A 20,492-nucleotide genomic window follows, 5' to 3' on the forward strand; every position below is an offset into this window, starting at 1 on the left:
ATCGGTGGCGGCCATTCTCAGCCCCCCTTGAAGAACCGTCCAATATAGCGGGCAAGATCGGCGCTATCGGAAGGCTTGGCAATGGAGGCCATCGCCCTATCCACCACTTCGTCGGGAGCCCGTCCGCGCCGGAGTTCGGCCAGCGCCACGGCGTAATCGTCGCTGAATTCGGGATGGGGCTGGAAGCTCAGCGCCTTCTGGTTGCGATAGGCCAGCCCGGCATTGGGGGTGAAATCGGAGGCCAGGATCACCTCGGCCGTTTCGGGCGGAACGATCACCTGGTCCTGGTGCGAGCAGGCCACCGAAAGCGTCTCGGGCGCGCCCTCCATGAAACCGGGCCGCGCCGTCACCGCATAGAGGTGGCGGCCCATGCCCCAGCCCTTTTCGGATTTGCGCACCTCCCCGCCCAGTGCGTCGGCCATGATCTGGTGGCCGAAGCAGATGCCCAGCATGGGCGTTGCCGCCGCATAGGCGGCGCGGATGAAGCCGCGCAGCGGCTCGATCCAGGGCAGGTCGTCATAGACCCCGGCGGGCGAGCCGGTGATGACGATGGCTTCCAGCCCCGCCGGATCGGGCAGCGCCTCGCCATCCGAGGCCAGCACCGCCTCATAGGTGAAATCGCCGCCGGTGGCCTCGAACATGGCCCGGAACATCTGGTGATAGGGACCAAAGCGCTCCCGCAGGGGCGCGGGCACGTCGCCGGTCTGGATGATGGTGAGCTTCATGATACCGCCGGGAAAAGGAGCCTTTCCCGACATATAGGCACAATCGCCCCCTTGTGAAGCGGCTTACGCCTGCGGCGCGAAGCGCAGCGCCAGCCCGTTGATGCAATAGCGCAGCCCCGTGGGCGGGGGGCCGTCGGGGAAGACATGGCCCTGGTGGCCGCCGCAATTGGCGCAATGCACCTCGGTGCGGATCATGCCCTGGCTGGTGTCCTGCCGTTCCCCCAGCGCGCCGGCGATGAAGGTGTAAAAGCTCGGCCAGCCGGTGCCGCTGTCGAATTTGGTCGCCGCCTCGAACAGGGCCGCATCGCATCCGGCGCAATGGAAGCGCCCGGGCCGGTGTTCATTGTTGAGGGGGGAGGAAAAGGCCCATTCGGTCTGTTCCTCGCGCAGCACGGAATAGGCTTCCGGGCTCAGCCGCGCGCGCCATTCGGCCTGGCTGAGCGCGAAGGGAAACTCTTGCGCTCCGGCGCGGGAAAGCGGCAGCAGGGCGGTGCCGGCCAGGGCCAGCCCACCGGCGACGAGACGGCGGCGATCCAACAGCATGCCGACCTCCTTTTGCCGCCAGTCTAGGTCTTTTGGCGGGGCCTGGGGGATCACGTTTGCGCGCTTTAGCGGCTTTCCCTTTGCGGCGCGATGCTCTATCCCTCAGGCGTTTATGCCGCCCTTGCCAACAGGATGCATCGTCCATGTCCGATCCCAATCCCTCGACCGACCGGTTCAGCCACGATGCCGGCATCCTCGCCCAGGCCCTGCCCTATATGCAGCGCTACGAGGGCAAGACCGTGGTGGTCAAATATGGCGGCCACGCCATGGGCGACATCGAACTGGGCCGGGCCTTCGCCCGCGACATCGCGCTTCTCAAGCAGTCCAAGGTCAACCCCATCGTCGTGCATGGCGGGGGACCGCAGATTGCCCTGATGCTGAAAAATCTCGGCATCGAATCCAAGTTCGAGGGCGGGCTGCGCGTCACCGATGCGCGCACCATGGAAGTGGTGGAGATGGTGCTGGCCGGCTCGATCAACAAGGAGATCGTGGCGCTGATCAATGCCGAGGGCGAATGGGCCATCGGGTTGTGCGGCAAGGACGGCAACATGGTCTTCGCCAAGAAGGCGCAGAAGACCGTCAAGGATCCCGGCTCCAATATCGAGAAGGTGCTCGATCTGGGCTTTGTCGGCGAGCCGGTGGAGGTGGACCGCACCCTGCTCGACCTTCTGGCCCGCTCCGAGATGATCCCGGTCATCGCCCCGGTGGCCCCCGGCCGCGACGGCAATACCTATAATATCAATGCCGACACCTTTGCCGGCGCCATTGCCGGCTCGCTGGGCGCCAAGCGCCTCTTGTTCCTCACCGACGTGCCCGGCGTGCTCGACCGCGACGGCAAGCTCATCCCCGAGCTGACGGTGAGCGACGCCAAGGCGCTGATCGCCGACGGCACCATTTCGGGCGGCATGATCCCCAAGGTGGAAACCTGCCTGGAAGCGCTGGAAAACGGCGTCGAGGGCGTGGTCATCCTCAACGGCAAGATGCCCCATGTGGTGCTGGTGGAGCTGTTCACTGAATTCGGCGCCGGCACGCTGATCGTGCGCTGAAGGATGCGGGGGGAGCACCCCCTCCCAGCCTCCCCCATCAAGGGGGAAGTGTGGCTCTGCGCTTTTGGCACCATCTTGCCCCACCCACAAAGGGGCACCTCCCCCTTTATGGGGGAGGTCGGGAGGGGGTGGAGCCACACGGACAGTACTACCCCTTCACCTCCAGCGCGATCACCACATCGGCCCGATCCTTCGTGCCGGCCACCAGATCGTAGTTGGGCAGATCGTTGCGCGCGATATGCGCCCGGTTGCGTTCCTCGCTGAACAATCCTTCCTCGCCATGCCGGCGCAAAAGCCGCGCCTCAACCATGTCGCGCGGCACGTCCAGAAACACCGCATAGTCGAGCAGCGCCCTGACCCCGGCCCAGGGCCCCTCGGGCAGCAGCAGATAATTACCCTCGACCACCAGGATGCGCACCTGGGGCCCCACGGTGAAGGCGTTCTCCACCACGTCCTCGATTTTGCGGCTATAGCCCGGCCCGCTCACCGCTTCGGTGGCATGCTTGAGATGGTGCAGGAAACTGACAAAACCCGCGCCCTCGAATGTGTGCGGGGCGCCCTTGTAGTCGGTCTGGCCCATGGCGACGATCTTGTCGTGCCGCATGTGAAAGCCGTCCAGGGGCACCAGCGCCGCCTGCCCCGGATGGATGGTGTCGAGCAGCGTCACCAGCTCGGCGGCCAGCGTGGACTTGCCCGTGCCCGGCCCGCCTGCCAAACCGATGGCAATGCGGCGATGGGCCTTGCTTTCTATCTCGACGATCTGCGGCACCAGCCGCGCCAATGCCGCTTCCGGCGTCAGCGCCAGCCGGGGCGGCGGGGTCACGGCCGGCCCCGCAAAAGCCGCAGCACCAGCCAGAGCGGCACCACCAGCGCCGCCCCGGTCAGGATATAGCGCCCCAGATCGCCGAACACGCCCAGCCCGTCGCGCAACGCATTGCGCACCAGCGTCATTGCCCCTTCCAGGATCGCCTGCGCATCGAGCCCGAAGGTCACCATGACGAAGCCCACGATCAGCGAGACGATGGCCAGCCGGATGACGACGCCCATGGGCCTGCCGCCGATAAAACGCTCCAGCGCCGTCATCGGGCGGCCTGTCGGATATTGCTCGGTCATATGTGGTCTCCGGGCCCTGTTGTGGTGGCTCCCGGATCATATAGGCTCGATTGTGACTTGAAGAAGGTGCGATTTGCCCATTTCGTTCGCGACGCTCGGCACACCCCCTCCCGGCCTCCCCCATCAAGGGGGAGGTGTGGCCTTGTGCCTCTGGCACGATCTTGCCCCGCCCCCCGAGGGGCACCTCCCCCTTGATGGGGGAGGTTGGGTGGGGGTGGTGCCCGACACGCCGGGGCCCTGACCCTTGCATACCCCCCTTCCCCCCGTCATCGCCGACTGGTTCGCGCGGAAAAACTGGTCCCCCCGCGCCCATCAGCTCGACGTGCTGTCGAGCTGGCAGGAGGGAGCCTCGGCGCTGCTCATCGCGCCCACCGGCGCAGGCAAGACGCTGGCCGGGTTCCTGCCCACGCTGGTCGATCTGGCCGCCAACCCGGTCGAGGGATTGCACACGCTTTACATCTCGCCCCTCAAGGCGCTGGCGGTGGATGTGCAACGGAACCTGACCAATCCGATCGCCGAAATGGGCCTCGCCATCAGTGCCGAGACGCGCACCGGCGACACCCCCGCCTCGCGCCGCGCCCGCCAGCGCAGCAAGCCGCCCCATATCCTGCTCACCACGCCCGAGCAGCTTTGCCTGCTCATCAGCCATCCGCATGCGCATCTGTTTTTCGGCTCGCTGCGCCGCATCGTGCTCGATGAATTGCACGCGCTGGTCACCTCCAAGCGCGGCGAACTGCTCTCGCTGTGCCTGGCGCGCATCGCCGCGCTGGCGCCCGACCTCGCCATCACCGCGCTCAGCGCCACGGTGGCCCGGCCGGACCTCTTGCGCGACTGGATCGTCCGGCCCCTGCCCCGGCGCGAAACCCGGCTGCTGCACGCCAGCGGCGGCGCTCCGCCGCAGCTCGAAATCCTGCGCACAATGGAGCACCTGCCCTGGGCCGGCCATTCCTCCGTCTATGCCCATCGCGAGCTTTACGCCATCATCAGGGCGCATCGCACCACGCTGCTCTTCGTCAACACGCGCAGCCAGGCCGAATTGCTGTTCCAGGGCCTCTGGGCCATCAACGACGAGGCCCTGCCCATCGCCCTGCATCATGGCTCGCTCTCGGTCGAGCAGCGCCGCAAGGTGGAAAGCGCCATGGTGGAGGGCCGGCTCAAGGCGGTGGTGTGCACCTCCACGCTCGATCTGGGCATCGACTGGGGCGATGTCGATCTCGTCGTGCAGGTGGGCGCGCCCAAGGGGTCCTCGCGCATGCTCCAGCGCATTGGCCGGGCCAATCACCGGCTCGACGAGCCCTCCAAGGCCATCCTCGTGCCCTCCAACCGCTTCGAGGTGCTCGAATGCGAAGCGGCGCTGGAAGCGGTGGCCGAAGGCCATCAGGACAGCGAAGACCCGGTCGCGGGCGGCTATGACGTTCTGGCCCAGCACATATTGGGCATGGGCTGCGCCGAGCCGTTCCTGGCCGACGATCTTTTTGACGAGGTGCGCCGCGCCTGGCCCTATCGCGACCTGCCGCGCGAGAAATTCGACCGCGTGCTCGATTTCGTCGCCACCGGCGGCTATGCCCTGCGCGCCTATGAGCGCTATGCGCGGCTCAGGCGCAATCCCGACGGGCGCTGGCGCGTCGCCAATGCGCAGGTCGCCCAGCAATACCGGCTCAATATCGGCACCATCGTGGAGGAGCCCATGGTGCGGGTGCGGCTGGTGCGCGGGCGCGGTTTCAAAAAGGGCCGCACCACCGGCCCCATCGGCATGGGCGGGCGTGTCCTGGGCGAGATGGAGGAATATTTCTTCGGCACGCTCCTGCCCGGCGACACCTTCATGTTCGGCGGCGAGATCGTCGCCTTCGAAACCATGCGCGACAATGAGGCGTTCGTCTCGCGCGCCCAGGCCACCAATCCCAAGATTCCCTCCTATATGGGCGGCAAGTTTCCGCTCTCCACCTATCTGGCCGAGCGCGTCCGCCGCATCATGGACAGCCCCGAGGACTGGTCGAAGCTCCCCGATCAGGTCAGCGACTGGCTGCGCCTGCAACGCGATGTTTCGCTCCTGCCCGCCCATGACAGCCTGCTGGTCGAAACCTTTCCGCGCGGCGACAACAATTTCCTCGTCTGCTACCCCTTCGAGGGGCGGCTGGCGCACCAGACCCTGGGCATGCTGCTCACCCGCCGGCTCGAACGCGAGCGCGCCCGTCCGCTGGGGTTTGTCGCTTCCGAATATGCGCTGGCCATCTGGGGGCTGGGGGACCTCTCCGCCCTCATCCGCACCGGTCGGCTGTCGCTGGACGATCTCTTCTCCGAGGACATGCTGGGGGACGACCTCGAAGCCTGGCTCGATGAATCGGCGCTGATGAAGCGCACCTTTCGCAATTGCGCCATCATCGCCGGGCTGATCGAGCGCCGCCATCCGGGCAAGGAGAAATCCGGCCGCCAGATCACCATGAGTTCCGATCTCATCTATGACGTGCTCTACGCCCACGAGCCCGACCACATTCTCATTCAGGCCACACGGCGCGACGCGGCGCGCGGCCTGCTCGATATCGAGCGGCTGGGGCAGATGCTGGCGCGCATCCGCGCCCATATCGTTCACAAACCGCTGCCCAGGATTTCCCCGCTCGCCGTGCCGGTGTTACTGGATATCGGCAAGGAGCCGATTTTCGGGGAAGGGCGCGAATCGGCTATGGCGGAAGCGGCAGACGAATTGCTGCGCGAAGCGATGGGGCGCGATTGAACCGATCACTGGCCGAGGCGATTTCCGACGAAACGCCCATGCTGCATTTTGCCGGTCACGATTTCGAGCCCCTGCCCTCGGGCGGGCTCTATTGGCATGCCCAGCGCACCCTGCTGGTGGCCGATCTGCATTTCGAGAAGATGGCCAGCTTCGCCCGGCGCGGCCAGTTGCTGCCTCCTTACGATACCGGCATGACGCTGGCGCGGCTCGAAGCCGATCTCGCGCTAACCAAAGCGTCTCGCTTGGTGGCCTTGGGTGACAGTTTTCACCGGGCAAATGCTAGCAGTCTGTTAACCCAAACCGACCGGATGCGACTCGACGGCGTGACCGCAAGCCTCGATTGCATCTGGCTGCTGGGCAATCACGATCCGGCTCCCCATGAGGGCATTGGCGGGGTCTGCCTGCCGGGCCTGGAGGTCGCCGGCCTCACCTTCACCCATGAGCCACGGCGCGGCGTCGCCGGGCTCGTCGCCGGCCATTTGCACCCGGCCGCGCATGTGCGCATAGCCGGCCGCTCGACCCGCCGGCCGTGCTTTGTCCACGACGGGCGGCTGCTGATCCTGCCCGCCTACGGGGCTTCTACGGGCGCGCTCAATATTTTATCCCCGGCCTTTGCCGGGCTGTTCGACTGGCCCTCCCTGGAGGTCACCATGCTGGGGCGCGAGCGCACCTATCCGGTCAGCCCGCGCCGGCTCATCTCCTGAACAGCACCCCGCCCAGCCAACCGGTAAACAGCGCCAGCACCACGCAGACCAGGCCGTAAAGCAGCGGCTGCTGCACCGAGGAGAGCGCCAGGAACCGCTCGAAGCCGATCTTGCGCACCCCGAAACCCTCGGACTTGCGCGCGATGAGTTCGCCGTTCTGGAATACGTAAGTCATTGCAATATAAGGCCCCGGCGGGGCATTGCTGGGCAGGGTCAGCCGCGCGGAATAAAAGTTATCCGACATGAAGTTGACCGCATTCTCCTGCACGCCGAACAGCCCTTCCTTCGTCATCAGCCGGATCAGCTCGCGCCCGAAGCGGATATTCTTGCCGATATCGCTGCCCAGGGCCGCCAGCGTATGCGATTCTGGGGTGATGAAATTGGTGGTGAGCGTGGTGATGTCGGATATGTCGCTCAGCTTGGCGCTTGATAACACATGGAAATAGCTGGGGAATTTCTCGAATTCCACCTGATCGGTGTTGAGCCAGACCCCAAGCACATTGCTCATCTGCCGCGCCACCCGGTTCTGCGTCGGGCCGAGCACCACCACCACCACGTGGAAGGTTCCCTCCACCACCTCTTCATCCGAGCCCGCATCGGGGACGATATTGCCGAAAAAGGTGAGCTTCTCGCCGGCGAAGCTCGAGGTGATTTCCACCGTGTCGGTAGAGACCTGCGAGATAAGGCGCGCCGCCATGGCCGGCGTGGAAAATAAAAAGGCCAGCAAAATCAAGGTGAAGAGGCGGATCATCTGGCGCCTCCCACAATGGCCATGCTGAACAGATCGCTCGGGGTCAGCACCAGCGACAGCCCGAAGCGGATGGCCACGGCCAACACCAGCAGCGCCAGAAGCCCGCGCAGCTGTTCGCCGCGCAGATATTTTCCGGCGGAAGCGCCGAACTGCGCCCCGGCGGTGCCACCGACCATCAGGCAAAAAGCCAGCATGATATCAACGCTTTGGCTCTGCACGGCGTGCAGCACCGTGGTGGCGGCCATCATCGCCACCACCTGGGCCAGCGAGGTGCCGATGACCACATTGCCCGGCACCCGCAGCAGATAGACCAGCGCTGGCACCATGATGAAGCCGCCGCCGACGCCGAGAAGCGAGCCGACAAAGCCGATGAACAGCCCGATGACCAGAACCGGCAAGACACTGATATACAAGCGGCTTTTCTTGAAACGCACCCGCAGCGGCAGGCCGTGCATCCAGTTGTGCTGATTGGCCTGGCGCTCGCGCACCACCACGCCCTTGCGGTGCTTGAGCATGGCGCGCACCGATTCCTGCAGCATCAGCACGCCGACAAAGCCCAGCAGCACCAGAAAGCCGAAGGAAATGAACAGGTCGAGCTGGCCGGCATCGCGCAGCAACGCGAAGGTCGCCACCCCGCCAAAAGCCCCCAGAACGCCGGAAAGCACCAGATAGAGGGCCAGATGCAGGTCCACCGCGCCGCGCCGGTAATGGGCCAGGGCTCCCGAGGTCGAGGCCGCCACCACCTGACCCGTTACCGAAGCCACGGCCACCGGCGCCGGTACGCCGGAGAAAATCAGCAAGGGAGTCAACAGGAAGCCACCGCCGACGCCAAAAAGGCCCGACAGAAATCCGACCGCCCCTCCGATCCCCACGAGAAAGAAGAGGTTCACGGACAGCTCGGCGATCGGCAGGTAGATCTGCAAGACCCTGATCCGTACAAAACACAGTAACGGGGGCAGCTTACAGCATCGTCCGTCAACAAGAGGTCAAAGCCCGTCACCTTCGCGCGATGAGCCTTGAAAAAGCAGCCGGCTCAGGCGCCGGGCGCAGGAGCGGTCAGACCGGCTGGCTGCCGAGCACGGCAAGCAGGCGCGGATTGACCATTCCGGGTTCGCTCATCCCCACGCCCCGCTCGAAGGCTCTTATCGCCTCGGCGGTGCGCGGGCCGGCCAGCCCATCGGGCGTACCAACGCTGAAGCCGAGCCGGTTGAGCACGGCCTGCACCTTGCCCACCACCTCGCGCGAGCTGATCTTCTCGCCAGGGTCGAAATCGGCGGCCCAGGTGCCGATGGGAGAAAAATTGGCTGCCAAATCAATGGGGTCGGCAACCCATTGGGTCAGTTCGTCGCTGACGCGCCCCATGCTTTCGGCCGAGAGCGACTTGGCGATATCGTCGCGCGCCTGGCCGGCATCCTTGTCGCCATTGCGGGCCGCAAGGGCGAACCATTTGTAGGATTGCTCGAAATCCTGCTCGACGCCCAGACCGCGCGCATAGAGCATGCCCAGGTTGAACTGGCTATCGGTCATGCCGCGGGCGGCGGCGCGGGCGAACCATTCGGCCGCCGATTCGAACTCCTGATTGCCAAGCTGGCCGCTGGCGTAGAGCGCGGCCAGATTGTGCATGGCCATGCGATTGCCTGCCTCGGCGCCGCGCTGATACCAGAGCCGGGCCATTTCAAGGTCTTTCTCCACGCCCTGGCCAGTCTCGTAAAGATTGCCCATGCGATACTGGGCCGGCGCGAAGCCTTGCGCGGCGGCGCGCTCATACCATCTGGCCGCCTCGGCATAATCCTGCGGCACGGCCTTGCCGTCGGTATAGACCGCGCCGATCTCGAACTGGGCGCGCACATCACCATCGGCCGCCGCCTGGCGCAGGGCTATCGGCCCCACGGCCTCTGGCGGCAGTTCGAACGTGTCCGAAGCCGAAGCGAGATTGGCCGGAATGCTGCCGGTAACCTCAGGAATATCCGCGTCCGGAAGATGCTGGGCCTGCGCGGTCGAAAAGCCGGTCGGCAGAGGCGGAATGGAGGTCGCTTCGGCGTGGCGGACGAAGCTCATGGGTTCGCCGGGATTGATCGAACCGGTCGCGGTGCCGTCGATCATATCGATGATGCGCGGCTCGGGGCGAACCAGCGACACATCCTCGACCTCGTCGGTGGATGGCGAAGTTTCGAACGCGCTCTGGGCCGCCGGAGCCGGCTGCTGGCGGGCAGCGCCCATACGCTGGATGACGAGATTGAGCGCCAGCATCGACACCACGACCAGCGCGGCGGCCAGCAGCAAGGGCCGCCGATGGCGGGTAAGAAAGCCAGGGGCCAGCGCCTCTTCCACGGCGTCCAGATCGGCCTCGAATAGGGGCTCGGCGGGGGTCTGGACGACCTTGCGGCGCAGGAAGGCGCGCGCGGGCCGGGCCGGCTTTTCGGCGGCCGGCTCGGGTGGCGTCACCGCTTCTTCCACAGCGGCGGGGGCAGTCGTCTCGGCCGGCTTGACGGGGCGGGCCCGCGACAGGGCCCGGGCAAAGACCGAGCCGCCGGACGCGGCCGGCTCGGCGGCGGCCTCCTGGCGGGCCCGCTGCGCCCGGCGGGCGGCGGCGACGAAAGTGCTGGTATTGCTCTTGCCGGCCGGCGCCGCAGGAAGGGTCACCGCTGGCGTTTCGGTCGGCGCGAAGGGATCGGCCTCACCGGTGGCAAAGCTCGACTGCGGCCGGGGCGGACGCTCGATGCCGGCCGGGTCGAACGCCGGCCCGGCATTGGCCTCGGCGGAACGCGGCTCGACAATCCGGGGCGCGGCCCGCACGGCGCGCGGCTCGGGCTTGTGGGCTGGCGGGATATCCGGGAAGCCCGGATCGATCAGCGGCGCTTCGTCGCCCGGATTGGCGGGCATACGGTCGCTTCTGGCGGAAGCCCGGGACTCCAACCGCACCTGCGGCCGTTCTTGCGGCGGCTCGGCTTCGGCGAGGGCGGCGCGATTGGGACGTTCCTTGCGCTCGCTCAACACCGCTTCGAGCCGGGCGAGCCGTTCGGCGGTATCCTTGCCGGCGGTATTGAACAGGGCCGTCATGCGCTCTTCGAGCGCGTTCATGCTTTCGACGTTGATGGCCGGGTCAGCTGCCGCGGGCGCGGAGCGCGAAACGGCTTGCGAGGTGCGCTCGGCCACGATATCGGCCAGCGCTTCAAAATCGGGGGCCTTGCCGGCGGCCTTCAACAGCCCGGTCAGCCGGTCCTCGATACTTTTCAGACTATCTGGCCCGAACATAGCCACGGGGGCCGGCGCCTTCCGGGTCACGGCATCGCTGGTGCGTTCGGCTACCAGCGTGGCCATGGCTTCCAATTCCGCCGGATCGGACTTGGCCGAATAGAGGCGAGCCAACCCGTCGAGCTGGGCTCCCGTCTCGTCCATGCGGGCCATGAGCTGGCGGAGCTGATTTTCAACGCTGGCCGTATCCACCGGGGCAACACGGTCGGACAGGGCCTCGATCTGGCTTTCAAGCCGCAGGAAACGCGGCTCCATGCCAGCCATGACCGCGCCTTGCAGCGCGGCGATATCCTGCTTGAGCCCTTCGACATCGCCATTGGCCGTTTCGAAGCCGCCAATGCGCGCGGCCAATGCGTCCACCCGATCGATCAGCCGGTCCGGCGCCGCCTCGCGCTCGCGCATGGCCTTGGTAAACGCGGCCATCTCGGCGGTCAGGCGCTCGAAATCGCCCGAGGACAGGGCCACGTTCTTTTCGATGGTGTCGATGCGGTCATAGACATTGCGCACGCTGGTCTCGATCGCCTGCATGGCCGGCGCCAGTCCTTCGCCGGCTGAATCCAGCCGGTCGTCGCGCAGGATTTCGCGCTCCATCTGCTGGGCCTGCAGTTCGGCCAGCTTGCCGACGGTGAGCGAGACATCGTCGAGACGCTTGTTGAGGGTGGAGAGATCAGCGCGCGAACCTTCCTCGATCAGTGCGGCCAGCGCGCCGATCTGGGCTTCAAGGCGCTTGACCTGGCCGGTTTCGCCCACGGCGCCCGCCAGCAATTCCACCACATGGGTCAGTTGCTCCACCTGGGAGGCGATTTCCCGCACGCTGCCCTTGTCGGCGCGGCTGGTATGCAATTCGCCCTCGAGCCTTTCAAGACGCCCCGAAAGTCCACCGACAAGAGCGCTGAGTTCACGCAGCTCCGGCATATCGGACGCTCGCCGGTCCTGCGGCAATACGGGAGCAGCCATTTGGCGGCCGCGGATTTCGGCGATGGCGTGGCTCAGCTCGTCCCGATCCTGCCCCAACGGCGTCTCGCGCTCGCTGAAACGGTCGACGGCGCGCTTGACGCTGCGCAGAGCCTCCTGCCGGCGCATGGCCGGCTCCGGCCCCACCACCTGGTCGCGCAGGCTGCGCACCCGCTCGGTCAGGCCCGACAGCTCGGGCTCGCCGCGCACTGCGGGGGCATAGCGCCCCTCTACCTGGTCAAGCAGCGCCACCAATTCCCCGCGCAGCGCCTGCCACTCCCCCGCCGGCGGTTCGGGGAGGAGGTGGGACATATCCGCAATGGATGAGGCGCGGGCCATGGCAAGTCCATCTGGTGCATTGGCAACCCCCCGCGATTCAACACGAAGGTATGACGCTCACTCTTGAGAAAACATGGTAAAGAAGCCGTTAAGTATAGCCGTATTAAGCATATGACAGGGTGAGCCGAAGCTGATTGTGAACTCCCTGTGGGTGTCCATGCATCGCTCTGCCCAACCCAGTCTTGGTTTTCCGGGAGCCCGCCGCCGACATGAGCCGCCGCCGTATCATCATCGTTGACGACCATCCCCTGTTCCGCGCCGCGTTGCGCCAGACCCTCTCGGGGGGCGACGCCACCGTCAGCGTGGAGGAGGCGGGGGATCTGAGCGGGCTCAGCACAGCGCTGGAGACGGACCGCGATTGCGACCTGGTTCTGCTCGATCTCAACATGCCCGGGGTGCGCGGCTTTTCCGGGCTGCTGCTGCTGCGGGCGCAATATCCCGATATTCCGGTGATGATCATCTCGGCGGTGGAGGACAATACCGTCATCCGCCGGGCCTTCGAATTGGGCGCGGCGGGTTATCTGCACAAATCGGTCGGCCCCACCGAAATCCGGCGCGCCATCGAGACCGTGCTGTCAGGCGAGATGTTCGTGCCCGAAGGCATGGTCCTGGGCGGAGAGGACGATCACACCGCCCTCATGCGGCGCCTGGCCACGCTGACGCCGCAGCAGGTTCGGGTGCTGATGATGCTCAGCGACGGGCTGATGAACAAGCAGATCGCCTATGAACTTTCCATTTCCGAGGCCACCGTCAAGGCGCATGTGTCGGCCATATTGCAGAAACTCGACGTGGACAGCCGCACCCAGGCGGTGATCGCCGCCTCTCGCATCGAGGACGGCCAGTTCGAGGCCCTGTTCTCCACCGGCCCCGAAAAAAACTAGCCGCCGATCCGGCCTTCGGCCCAGTCGGCGGTTTTCCGGCCCACAAGCTGGGCGATGTTGGTCTTGCCCTCGGCCCGCACGGCCGCAACCAGACCGCGCTTGATGACGTCGAGCAGGTCCAGCCCACCGAAGACCAGGGCCGAATAAAGCTGGATGGCGTTGGCGCCGGCCTCGATCTTGGCCAGTGCCGATTGCGCCGAATGGATTCCCCCGACACCGATGATCGGCAGCGCCGGAAGCCGCTGGCGCATCTGCGCCAGCTTGCGGGTGGAAAGGGCGAAGAGCGGCCTTCCCGAAAGGCCGCCGGTCTCACCCGCATTCTCAAGCCCCACCACCATGTCGCGGCTGATCGTGGTGTTGGAGACGATGAGGCCATCGAGATCGGTGGCGAGGATGGTCTCCGCGATGGCGTCGAGCGCTGCCTCGTCCAGATCGGGCGCGATCTTGAGAAAAACGGGCACCCGCATCCGCGCCTTCGCGCGTGCCGAAAGCACCTCGCCCAGAAGCCGCTTCAATGCCTCGTCGGCCTGGAGATTGCGCAAGCCAGGCGTATTGGGCGATGAGATGTTGACGGTCAGGTAATCGGCCAGCTCGGCAAAGCGCTCGACGCCGAGAAAGTAGTCGGCCACGAAATCGGCGCTGTCCTTGTTGGCGCCGATATTGACCCCCAGCGCGGCCGGTATCCGCGTCTCCTTGAGGCGGGCGAAGGCGGCCTCGTGCCCTTCATTGTTGAACCCCATGCGATTGACGACGCCTTGGGCCGGGCCAATGCGGAACAGGCGCGGCTTGGGATTGCCGGCCTGCGGACGGGGCGTCACGGTACCGATTTCCACCATGCCGAAACCCATGCGCGCCAGCGGCGCGGCCACTTCGGCATTCTTGTCGAAGCCGGCCGCCATGCCCACCGGATTGGCGAGATCGAGACCGCACAGGCTGGTGCGCAATTCGGCGCCGTCGGGCTGGCCCTGTTGCGGCGCCAGCCCCAGCTTCAGCGCCGAGATCGTGGCGCCATGGGCGGTCTCGGGATCCATGCGCAGCAGCGTGTCGCGAGTGAGCCCAGCCAGCGCAGGGAGCTTGAGCAGAGGAGAGAAGGCCGACAGGATCATCGCACCGCCTCCGGCAGCACGCAGCTTCCATCCGCCCCGACGCTGAGAGGCGCTTCCCAGGCGATGGCCGAGGCCGGAAGCGGGCCGCCGTAAAGATGAGGAAAAAGATCGCCGCCGCGCGACGGCTCCCAGCGCAGATTCTCGCCCAGCGCCGCGGCATGAACCGCCAGCAGCACCAGCCTGTCCTGGCCGGCAAAATGCAGGCGCAGGGTTTCCGCCAGTTGCCCGGCGGTGGAAAAATGCATGTAGCCATCGCGCTCGTCGATCGGCATGCCTGCAAAAGCGCTGCCGCGCGACGGCGCAAAGGCGGCCTCGGTGGCGATCTTGTAGATGAATTGGGGGGTGTTCATGGGCGCGACCCTAAAGCCCGCATCACACCGCCGCAAGCGGCAGCGAAGCCCTTTACAAGGCAAAGCGAGGCCTTTAATAAATAGGACATAATTCTTAACGCCTCCTGGCCTATCAGGAATATTTGCCATGCTGTCCCATAGTGCCATCTGGGAGGGAATCGACGCCCTGGCGCGGCGCCATGGTCATTCGGTATCGGCGCTGGCCAAGCTAGCCGGGCTCGACGCCACCGCCTTCAACGTCTCCAAGCGGATCAGCAAGGACGGGCGTGAACGCTGGCCCTCGACCGAGAGCATCGCCAAGATATTGGAAGCGACCGGGGAGAGCATCGACAGCTTCCTGGCCGGCGGCACCTTCATGCAGATGGGCGGGGCCGCTATCCGCACCGTGCCTCTGCTCGGGCTGGCGCAGGCGGGCAATGGCGGCTTTTTCGACAGCGCCGGCTTTCCTGCCGGCCAGGGCTGGGATGAGATCGCCCTGCCCATGCCGGGCGAAAACGGCATCTATGCCCTCGAGGTGCAGGGCGATTCCATGGAACCGCTCTATCGGGAGGGTGATCGCATCGTCGTCTCACCCACCGAACAGGTGCGGCGCGGCGATCGCGTCGTGGTCAAAACCCGCGACGGCGAGGTGATGGCCAAGATCCTGGCGCGCCAGACCGGAAGGCAGATCGAGCTGCACTCGATCAACCCCTCCTATCCTCCACGCGCGTTCGAATTGACCGAGATCGAATGGATCGCGCGGATCATCTGGGCAAGCCAATGACGCACATCACGACATTGACGCCGGCCGATATCGACGATCTTGCCGCGCTGCGGCAAGCCCTGTGGCCCCGGCACGGCGTGGCCGCGCATCGCACCGACATCGTCGAGGCTCTGGCCTCGGGCAAGGATCTGGCGCTGATCGCCCGCGACAGCCATGGCCGGGCCGTGGGATTTGCCGAGGCCAGCATCCGCCACGATTATGTCAATGGCTGCGATACCGCGCCGGTGGCCTTTCTCGAAGGCATTTATGTCGATCCCGACTGCCGCCGCACGGGGCTGGGGGCGATAGGCCTGCTGCACCGGTTCGGGCTGGCGCGGCGGCTGGTAGACGCCGTCGAAGCCTGGGCGCGGCAGCAAGGCTACCGCGAGCTGGCCTCCGACGCCCCCATCGACAACAGCGCCAGCCACGCCATGCACGATGCGCTCGGCTTTAAGGAAACCCAGCGCGTCGTGTTCTTTCGCAAGGGGCTCGGCTGACCGGTCAGGCCGCCTTGAGGAATTTTCCCGCCAGGGCGTCGGCAATCAGCCTGCGTGTTTCCGCCACGCCGAACAGGGCGATGAAGGAGCCGAAGCGCGGGCCCTGATCGTCGCCCAGCAGCACCTGGTAGATCGCCTTGAACCAGTCGCGCAGCGGCTCGAATTCATGGGTTTTGCCGATTTCGTAGACGAGGTTCTGCAAGCCCTCCGCATCGGTCGAGCCGATATGGGCGCTGAGTCGGTCGTGCAGGTCCTGCAGGGCCGCCCGCTCCTTGTCGGTAGGAGCGCGATAGGTCTTGAGCGGCTTCACCTTGTCGTTGAAGTAACGCACCGCATAGAGGGCGAGCTTGTCGAGTTCGGGATGGGTGGCCGCGCTGACGCCGGGCAGGTAGCGCGAGATAAAGCCCCACATGACCTTGGTATCCTCGGCATTGGCCGTGGCGACGAGGTTGAGCAGCAATGCGAAGCTGACCGGAACGTCGGGCGTGGGCACGGCGCCGTAGTGGACGTGGAAGGCGGGATTTTCCAGCCGTGCCGCCACGTCCTGATCCTGATAGGCGGCAACGAAGCTGTAATAGTCGTCCACGGCGCGCGGGATGACGTCGAAATGCAGGCGCTTGGCGACGCGGGGCTTCTGGAACATGTAGAGCCCGAGGCTTTCGGTCGAGGCATAGGTCAGCCATTCATCGATGGTCAGGCCATTGCCCTTGGACTTGGAAATCTTCTGCCCTTCCGCGTCGAGGAACAGTTCATAGACATAGTGCTCGGGCGGAGTGCCGCCGAGAATCGCGCAAATCTTGTCGTAAATGTGCTGGTTGGTCTGGTGATCCTTGCCGAACATCTCGAAATCGACGCCCAGGGCTGCCCAGCGCATACCGAAATCGGGCTTCCATTGCAGTTTCACATGCCCGCCCGTCACCGGCAGGGTAACATCGCGCCCATCCTCGTCGGCGAAGGTCACCGTGCCGTCCTTGGCATCGACCTCCTTCATGGGCACGTAAAGCACGCGGCCGGAAATGGGCGAGATGGGCAGGAAGGGCGAATAGGTGGCCTGCCGCTCGGCGCCAAGCGTCGGTAGCATCACCTTCATGATGTCGCCATAACGCTCGGCGGCGCGCAGCAGCACAGTATCGAACTTTCCGGAACGGTAATATTCGGTGGCGCTGGCAAATTCGTAGTCGAAGCCGAACGTGTCCAGGAACCGGCGCAGCATGGCGTTGTTATGGTCGCCGAAGCTGGCAAATTCATTGGTCCAGGGGTCAGGCACCGCGGTCAGCGGCTTTTGCAGATGCGGCTCGAGGAATTCCTTGGACGGCACATTGTCCGGAATCTTGCGCATGCCGTCCATGTCGTCGGAAAAGCACAAGAGCCGCGTGGGAATCTGGTCGCGCGTGAGCAGCCGGAAGGCCGTGCGCACCATGGTGGTGCGCGCAACTTCTCCGAAAGTGCCGATGTGGGGCAGACCTGAGGGGCCGTAGCCGGTTTCGAACAGGGCCTCGCCCTTGCCCGACTTCTCCAGCCGGGCCACCAGTTTCCTTGCTTCCTCGAACGGCCAGGCGCGGGCAGTCTGGGCAGCGTCGAAAAACGCAGGGTCGAGCGGGGGCAAGGAAGCGGACGACAAGGTGCAGGCCTTTCAGCAAAAGGGGCTGCCGGTGTGTTGCATTCCGGCGGGCTTGCGTCAACGTTTTCGGCGCTGGTGCTTGCCAAGCCCGGCCATCCCGCCTAGCTATCGCCGGAACAAGCCTCATGCGGGACCAGATGATGACCCTTTCCGCCCAAGACGCCCTCATCCATTTGATGATCGTGGCCGCCTCGTCCGACAGCACGATGACCGAGCGGGAACTGGTGCGCATCCAGGCGCTGATCGGCCGGCTGCCAGTGTTCGAAAGCTTCGACAAAAACCGGCTGACCGTCGTCGCCAATGCCTGCGCCGACACGCTCAATGGCCCTGGCGGGCTCGACAAGGTGCTGGACGACGCCATTGCCGCCCTGCCGGCCAAATTGCAGGACACCGCCTATGCGCTGGCGGTGGAAGTGACGGCGGTGGATCTGCATCTGGAGCAGGAAGAATTGCGCTTTCTTGAAATGCTGCGCGACCGGCTCGATCTCGACCGGCTGACCACCGCGGCCATCGAGGTGGCGGCCCGCGCCCGTCACCGGCGCCTGCCGGCCTGAGGCTCAATAAAAGCCGACGGGGAACCAGCGCAGGTAGAGCTCGTCGAGAACGCCCTTGTCCTTGAGGCGCACCAGTGCCCAATCGATGGTATGACTGATGGCGGCTTGTCCTGCCGGCACCGCAATGGCCAGCCCTTCCCCGAACAGGTTCGGCCGGAAATAGGGCTCGCCGGCAAAGCCGCAGCAATCGAGATTTTCATTGAGCCAGAACGAGGCCCGCATGGCGTCGCCAAAAAAGGCATCGGCCTTTTCGTCGCGCAGCGCGGCCAGCGCCCCGATCTCGCTGTCGAAGCGGGCGAGTTGCACCTGGGGCAGATAGCGGCGCAGAAATTCCTCATGACGACTGCCGCCGCGCACGGCCACGCGCTTGCCGTCCAGTTTTGCGGGGTCGAACAAGCCGATATCGGCGGCGCGGGCGACGAACCGTCCCGGCAGGGCAAGATAGACGGTCGAGAAATCGAATTTCCCGCCATTCTCCGGGCTCAGTTCCAGACCGGCGATCAGCGCGTCGCCCTGATTGTCTGCCAAGGCGGCCGCGGCCTGCTCCCAGGGCCAGGCCTGGATGGTACAGGCGATATTGGCTTCGGCGCAGATGCGCCGGGCCAGGTCGATATTGAAGCCGATCAGCTCGCCCCCCGCATCGCGGAAATTGAAGGGCGGGAAATCGGCGGTGGTGAGAAAGCGGATGGCGGGCACCGGCGTGGCGCTGGGCAGGATTTCCCGCGCATCGGGGTCGGCATGATAGGGCAGCGCCTGCCCGAGCGCCGGCCCGGCAAGAAGGCCAGCCAGAAGGACCAGCGCCGCCCGGATGCCGCCTCTGGCCATCAGATCTGATCCAGGCCGTAGAGCAGGTCCGCGATGAGATCGTCGGGACTTTCCAGACCCACCGACAGGCGCAGCAGGCCCGGCGTCACGCCGATCTCCAGCCGTGCCTCCTCGGACAGGCGCGCATGGGTGGTGGTACGCGGATGGGTGATCAGCGATTTGGCATCGCCAAGATTGTTGGAGATGAGGATCACGGCCAGGGCGTCGCTGAGTTTGAACGCCGCCTCCTGGCCGCCCTTGACGTCGAGCGCCATCAGGGTTGAGCCGCGCGACATCTGCCGCCGCGCCAGTTCGTATTGCGGATGGCTGGGATGGTGGGGATAGATGACGCGGTTGACCTTGGGATGATCGGCCAGCATCGCCGCTACCTTCTCGGCGCTGTCGGTCATCTGCGTGACGCGCAGGGTATAGGTTTCCAGCCCCTTGAGCAGCACCCATGCATTGAAGGGCGAAATGGCCGCACCGGTCTGGCGCAGAAACATGTGCACGTCGCCCTCGATGACCTGGCGGGAACCCAACACGATGCCGCCCAGCACCCGCCCCTGCCCGTCGATATGCTTGGTGGCCGAATAGACGACGATGTCGGCGCCCAACTCGAGCGGCTTCTGGTAGAGGGCGGTGGCGAACACATTGTCCACGATCAGCCTGGCGCCATGGGCGTGGGCAATCTCGGCAACCGCCTTGATGTCGACCAGTTCCAATGTCGGATTGGTCGGGGTTTCGAGAAACACCACCTTGGTATTGGGCCGCATGGCCCGGGCGAAATTCTCCGGGTCGCGCCCGTCGACCAGCGTCGATTCGACCCCGAAGCGCGGTGCATAATCCTCCACCACATAGCGGCAGCCGCCAAATAGCGCCTGGGCAGCCACGATATGGTCGCCGGCGCGCACCTGGCTCATGATGGCGTTGGTGACGGCGGCCATGCCGGTGGCGAAGGCGCGCGCCGCCTCGGCCCCTTCCAGCAGCGCCATGCGCTCCTGCAACATGTCGAAGCCGGGATTGGCGAAGCGCGAATAATTGTGTCCGCCCGGAATCTGGTTGAGGAACAGTCGCTCGGCATGCTCGGAACTGGGATAGGAATAGCCCGAATTGAGGAACAACGCCTCGCTGGTTTCGTGAAACTCGGTGCGCCTGCCCCCGCCATGCACCATTTGCGTCGCCGCCGCGCGCTTTTTCGGATCGAGGAGGGGATTGTTTTCCTTGGACATTATGGCGCCTTCACAACAAAAAACCGGCACGCGAGGGCGGCCGGTTGCAACGGTCTTTAGCAATTTGTTTCAAGTGGCTGCAAGCGACCGGCCAAATCACCACCGGAGCCGATTTCGCTCTTAAAAAGGCGCGAAACAAGCTCCAAATCCTGCGTCAGATCCGGTTCGGGGCCGGAACTCTTCCCCAAACGGCTCTAGGCTGTGATGTAAAGCCAATTGCCTGTTGGCGTCAATTGCGCAGATTGCTAGGGAATTGCCCAGCATCAGGAGCGAGACGGCATGGACGAGCAAAGGGCCTGGCCGCAGGGTGTGTTCCCGGCGCGGCTAATCGAAAAGCTGCATGCGGGCGGCCATATTCTGGCGGCGCACCTTTTCGAGGCCGATCAGGTGCAGCCGGCCAGCCTCGACCTGCGTCTGGGCGAGGTGGCCTATCGGGTGCGTTCGAGCTTCCTGCCCGGCCCCGGCCATTCTGTGGCCGAGCGCATCGAGGCTCTCAAGCTCCATGAAGTGGATCTGACCCGGGGCGCGGTGCTCGAACGCGGCTGCG

20 protein-coding genes and 1 riboswitch are annotated in these 20,492 nt (G+C 65.4%); of the genes, 8 read left to right on the top strand and 12 right to left on the bottom strand.

The annotated features are described in order from the left end of the window. Positions 1–17: 17 nt before the first annotated feature. Positions 18–725 carry a type 1 glutamine amidotransferase gene (locus VDP82_RS03050; RefSeq protein ID WP_323013363.1) on the bottom strand — a complete coding sequence of 236 codons (708 nt, stop codon included), beginning with the start codon at positions 723–725 and terminating at the stop codon, positions 18–20. Between the two features lie 63 nt (positions 726–788). Further along, positions 789–1,268: a peptide-methionine (R)-S-oxide reductase MsrB gene (msrB, locus tag VDP82_RS03055; protein WP_416347069.1), complete on the bottom strand. Its 480-nt coding sequence runs from the start codon at positions 1,266–1,268 to the stop codon at positions 789–791. Positions 1,269–1,411: 143 nt separating this feature from the next. Between msrB and argB the strand changes: the two genes are divergently transcribed. Then, positions 1,412–2,314: an acetylglutamate kinase gene (gene argB, locus VDP82_RS03060; RefSeq protein WP_323013364.1), complete on the top strand. Its 903-nt coding sequence runs from the start codon at positions 1,412–1,414 to the stop codon at positions 2,312–2,314. Positions 2,315–2,462: 148 nt separating this feature from the next. On the opposite strand, the gene VDP82_RS03065 is transcribed toward argB, so the two are convergent. Both VDP82_RS03065 and VDP82_RS03070 read right to left on the bottom strand, forming a co-directional pair. After that, entirely contained in the window at positions 2,463–3,137 is a 675-nt protein-coding gene (locus tag VDP82_RS03065; protein ID WP_323013365.1) for a nucleoside/nucleotide kinase family protein, read from the bottom strand. Further along, positions 3,134–3,427 (bottom strand): DUF6460 domain-containing protein, encoded by a 294-nt coding sequence (locus VDP82_RS03070; RefSeq protein ID WP_323013366.1) that lies wholly within the window; start codon positions 3,425–3,427, stop codon positions 3,134–3,136. Before VDP82_RS03070 ends, VDP82_RS03065 begins: the two co-directional genes overlap by 4 nt. 244 nt (positions 3,428–3,671) lie before the next feature. On the opposite strand from VDP82_RS03070, the gene VDP82_RS03075 reads away from it, so the two are divergent. Both VDP82_RS03075 and pdeM read left to right on the top strand, forming a co-directional pair. Then, positions 3,672–6,158, top strand: a complete 2,487-nt coding sequence (locus tag VDP82_RS03075) for a ligase-associated DNA damage response DEXH box helicase (RefSeq protein ID WP_323013367.1) — start codon at positions 3,672–3,674, stop codon at positions 6,156–6,158. Beyond that, complete coding sequence (gene pdeM / locus VDP82_RS03080; protein WP_323013368.1) at positions 6,155–6,862, top strand: ligase-associated DNA damage response endonuclease PdeM; 708 nt, start codon at positions 6,155–6,157, stop codon at positions 6,860–6,862. Before VDP82_RS03075 ends, pdeM begins: the two co-directional genes overlap by 4 nt. On the opposite strand, the gene VDP82_RS03085 is transcribed toward pdeM, so the two are convergent. The 3 genes from VDP82_RS03085 to VDP82_RS03095 all read right to left on the bottom strand — a co-directional run bounded on the left by VDP82_RS03085 (position 6,852) and on the right by VDP82_RS03095 (position 12,134). Next, a complete protein-coding gene (locus VDP82_RS03085; protein WP_323013369.1) occupies positions 6,852–7,613 on the bottom strand; it encodes a TIGR02186 family protein in 762 nt (253 codons plus the stop codon). The two genes, pdeM and VDP82_RS03085, sit on opposite strands and share 11 nt — an antisense overlap. Continuing rightward, complete coding sequence (locus tag VDP82_RS03090) at positions 7,610–8,536, bottom strand: sulfite exporter TauE/SafE family protein (RefSeq protein WP_323013370.1); 927 nt, start codon at positions 8,534–8,536, stop codon at positions 7,610–7,612. The genes VDP82_RS03085 and VDP82_RS03090 overlap by 4 nt, the downstream gene beginning before the upstream one ends. Positions 8,537–8,669: 133 nt before the next feature. Further along, positions 8,670–12,134, bottom strand: a complete 3,465-nt coding sequence (locus VDP82_RS03095) for a peptidoglycan-binding protein (RefSeq protein ID WP_323013371.1) — start codon at positions 12,132–12,134, stop codon at positions 8,670–8,672. Positions 12,135–12,370: 236 nt separating this feature from the next. On the opposite strand from VDP82_RS03095, the gene VDP82_RS03100 reads away from it, so the two are divergent. After that, the gene (locus VDP82_RS03100; RefSeq protein ID WP_323013372.1) at positions 12,371–13,042 is read left to right on the top strand and encodes a response regulator; all 672 of its coding nucleotides are present in this window, start codon (positions 12,371–12,373) and stop codon (positions 13,040–13,042) included. Here the strand turns inward: VDP82_RS03100 and VDP82_RS03105 are convergent. Both VDP82_RS03105 and VDP82_RS03110 read right to left on the bottom strand, forming a co-directional pair. After that, the gene (locus VDP82_RS03105) at positions 13,039–14,148 is read right to left on the bottom strand and encodes a quinone-dependent dihydroorotate dehydrogenase (protein WP_323013373.1); all 1,110 of its coding nucleotides are present in this window, start codon (positions 14,146–14,148) and stop codon (positions 13,039–13,041) included. The genes VDP82_RS03100 and VDP82_RS03105 overlap by 4 nt on opposite strands. Then, positions 14,145–14,498 (bottom strand): DUF952 domain-containing protein, encoded by a 354-nt coding sequence (locus VDP82_RS03110; protein WP_323013374.1) that lies wholly within the window; start codon positions 14,496–14,498, stop codon positions 14,145–14,147. The genes VDP82_RS03105 and VDP82_RS03110 overlap by 4 nt, the downstream gene beginning before the upstream one ends. 127 nt (positions 14,499–14,625) lie before the next feature. On the opposite strand from VDP82_RS03110, the gene VDP82_RS03115 reads away from it, so the two are divergent. Continuing rightward, entirely contained in the window at positions 14,626–15,261 is a 636-nt protein-coding gene (locus tag VDP82_RS03115) for a S24 family peptidase (protein ID WP_323013375.1), read from the top strand. Further along, positions 15,258–15,737: an aminoglycoside 6'-N-acetyltransferase gene (gene aac(6'), locus VDP82_RS03120; protein WP_323013376.1), complete on the top strand. Its 480-nt coding sequence runs from the start codon at positions 15,258–15,260 to the stop codon at positions 15,735–15,737. The genes VDP82_RS03115 and aac(6') overlap by 4 nt, the downstream gene beginning before the upstream one ends. Before the next feature lie 4 nt (positions 15,738–15,741). Here the strand turns inward: aac(6') and VDP82_RS03125 are convergent, their stop codons facing one another. Further along, positions 15,742–17,358 carry a lysine--tRNA ligase gene (locus VDP82_RS03125; protein WP_323013377.1) on the bottom strand — a complete coding sequence of 539 codons (1,617 nt, stop codon included), beginning with the start codon at positions 17,356–17,358 and terminating at the stop codon, positions 15,742–15,744. A 137-nt stretch (positions 17,359–17,495) separates the two neighbouring features. Between VDP82_RS03125 and VDP82_RS03130 the strand changes: the two genes are divergently transcribed. Then, the gene (locus tag VDP82_RS03130) at positions 17,496–17,912 is read left to right on the top strand and encodes a tellurite resistance TerB family protein (RefSeq protein ID WP_323013382.1); all 417 of its coding nucleotides are present in this window, start codon (positions 17,496–17,498) and stop codon (positions 17,910–17,912) included. 3 nt (positions 17,913–17,915) lie between these two features. On the opposite strand, the gene VDP82_RS03135 is transcribed toward VDP82_RS03130, so the two are convergent. Both VDP82_RS03135 and metZ read right to left on the bottom strand, forming a co-directional pair. After that, positions 17,916–18,737 carry a transporter substrate-binding domain-containing protein gene (locus VDP82_RS03135; protein ID WP_323013378.1) on the bottom strand — a complete coding sequence of 274 codons (822 nt, stop codon included), beginning with the start codon at positions 18,735–18,737 and terminating at the stop codon, positions 17,916–17,918. Beyond that, a complete protein-coding gene (gene metZ / locus VDP82_RS03140) occupies positions 18,737–19,945 on the bottom strand; it encodes an O-succinylhomoserine sulfhydrylase (RefSeq protein ID WP_323013379.1) in 1,209 nt (402 codons plus the stop codon). The genes VDP82_RS03135 and metZ overlap by 1 nt, the downstream gene beginning before the upstream one ends. A 37-nt stretch (positions 19,946–19,982) precedes the next feature. After that, positions 19,983–20,058: riboswitch (SAM riboswitch) on the bottom strand. Positions 20,059–20,224: 166 nt separating this feature from the next. Here metZ and VDP82_RS03145 point away from each other — a divergent pair. Next, the coding region (locus tag VDP82_RS03145; RefSeq protein WP_323013380.1) for a 2'-deoxycytidine 5'-triphosphate deaminase domain-containing protein at positions 20,225–20,492 on the top strand (268 nt) is incomplete at its 3' end.

This window comes from Devosia sp., from assembly GCF_034675085.1.
Classification (GTDB): Bacteria; Pseudomonadota; Alphaproteobacteria; order Rhizobiales; family Devosiaceae; genus Devosia.

Bases quoted from the DNA above. Each gene is read 5' to 3' on its own strand.
- VDP82_RS03070 (WP_323013366.1), bottom strand. From the start codon at position 3,427: ATGACCGAGCAATATCCGACAGGCCGCCCGATGACGGCGCTGGAGCGT.
- VDP82_RS03115 (WP_323013375.1), top strand. From the start codon at position 14,626: ATGCTGTCCCATAGTGCCATCTGGGAGGGAATCGACGCCCTGGCGCGG.
- VDP82_RS03135 (WP_323013378.1), bottom strand. From the start codon at position 18,737: ATGGCCAGAGGCGGCATCCGGGCGGCGCTGGTCCTTCTGGCTGGCCTT.
- msrB (WP_416347069.1), bottom strand. From the start codon at position 1,268: ATGCTGTTGGATCGCCGCCGTCTCGTCGCCGGTGGGCTGGCCCTGGCC.
- VDP82_RS03130 (WP_323013382.1), top strand. From the start codon at position 17,496: ATGATGACCCTTTCCGCCCAAGACGCCCTCATCCATTTGATGATCGTG.
- VDP82_RS03105 (WP_323013373.1), bottom strand. From the start codon at position 14,148: ATGATCCTGTCGGCCTTCTCTCCTCTGCTCAAGCTCCCTGCGCTGGCT.
- metZ (WP_323013379.1), bottom strand. From the start codon at position 19,945: ATGTCCAAGGAAAACAATCCCCTCCTCGATCCGAAAAAGCGCGCGGCG.
- VDP82_RS03085 (WP_323013369.1), bottom strand. From the start codon at position 7,613: ATGATCCGCCTCTTCACCTTGATTTTGCTGGCCTTTTTATTTTCCACG.
- argB (WP_323013364.1), top strand. From the start codon at position 1,412: ATGTCCGATCCCAATCCCTCGACCGACCGGTTCAGCCACGATGCCGGC.
- VDP82_RS03100 (WP_323013372.1), top strand. From the start codon at position 12,371: ATGAGCCGCCGCCGTATCATCATCGTTGACGACCATCCCCTGTTCCGC.
- VDP82_RS03095 (WP_323013371.1), bottom strand. From the start codon at position 12,134: ATGTCCCACCTCCTCCCCGAACCGCCGGCGGGGGAGTGGCAGGCGCTG.
- VDP82_RS03050 (WP_323013363.1), bottom strand. From the start codon at position 725: ATGAAGCTCACCATCATCCAGACCGGCGACGTGCCCGCGCCCCTGCGG.
- VDP82_RS03110 (WP_323013374.1), bottom strand. From the start codon at position 14,498: ATGAACACCCCCCAATTCATCTACAAGATCGCCACCGAGGCCGCCTTT.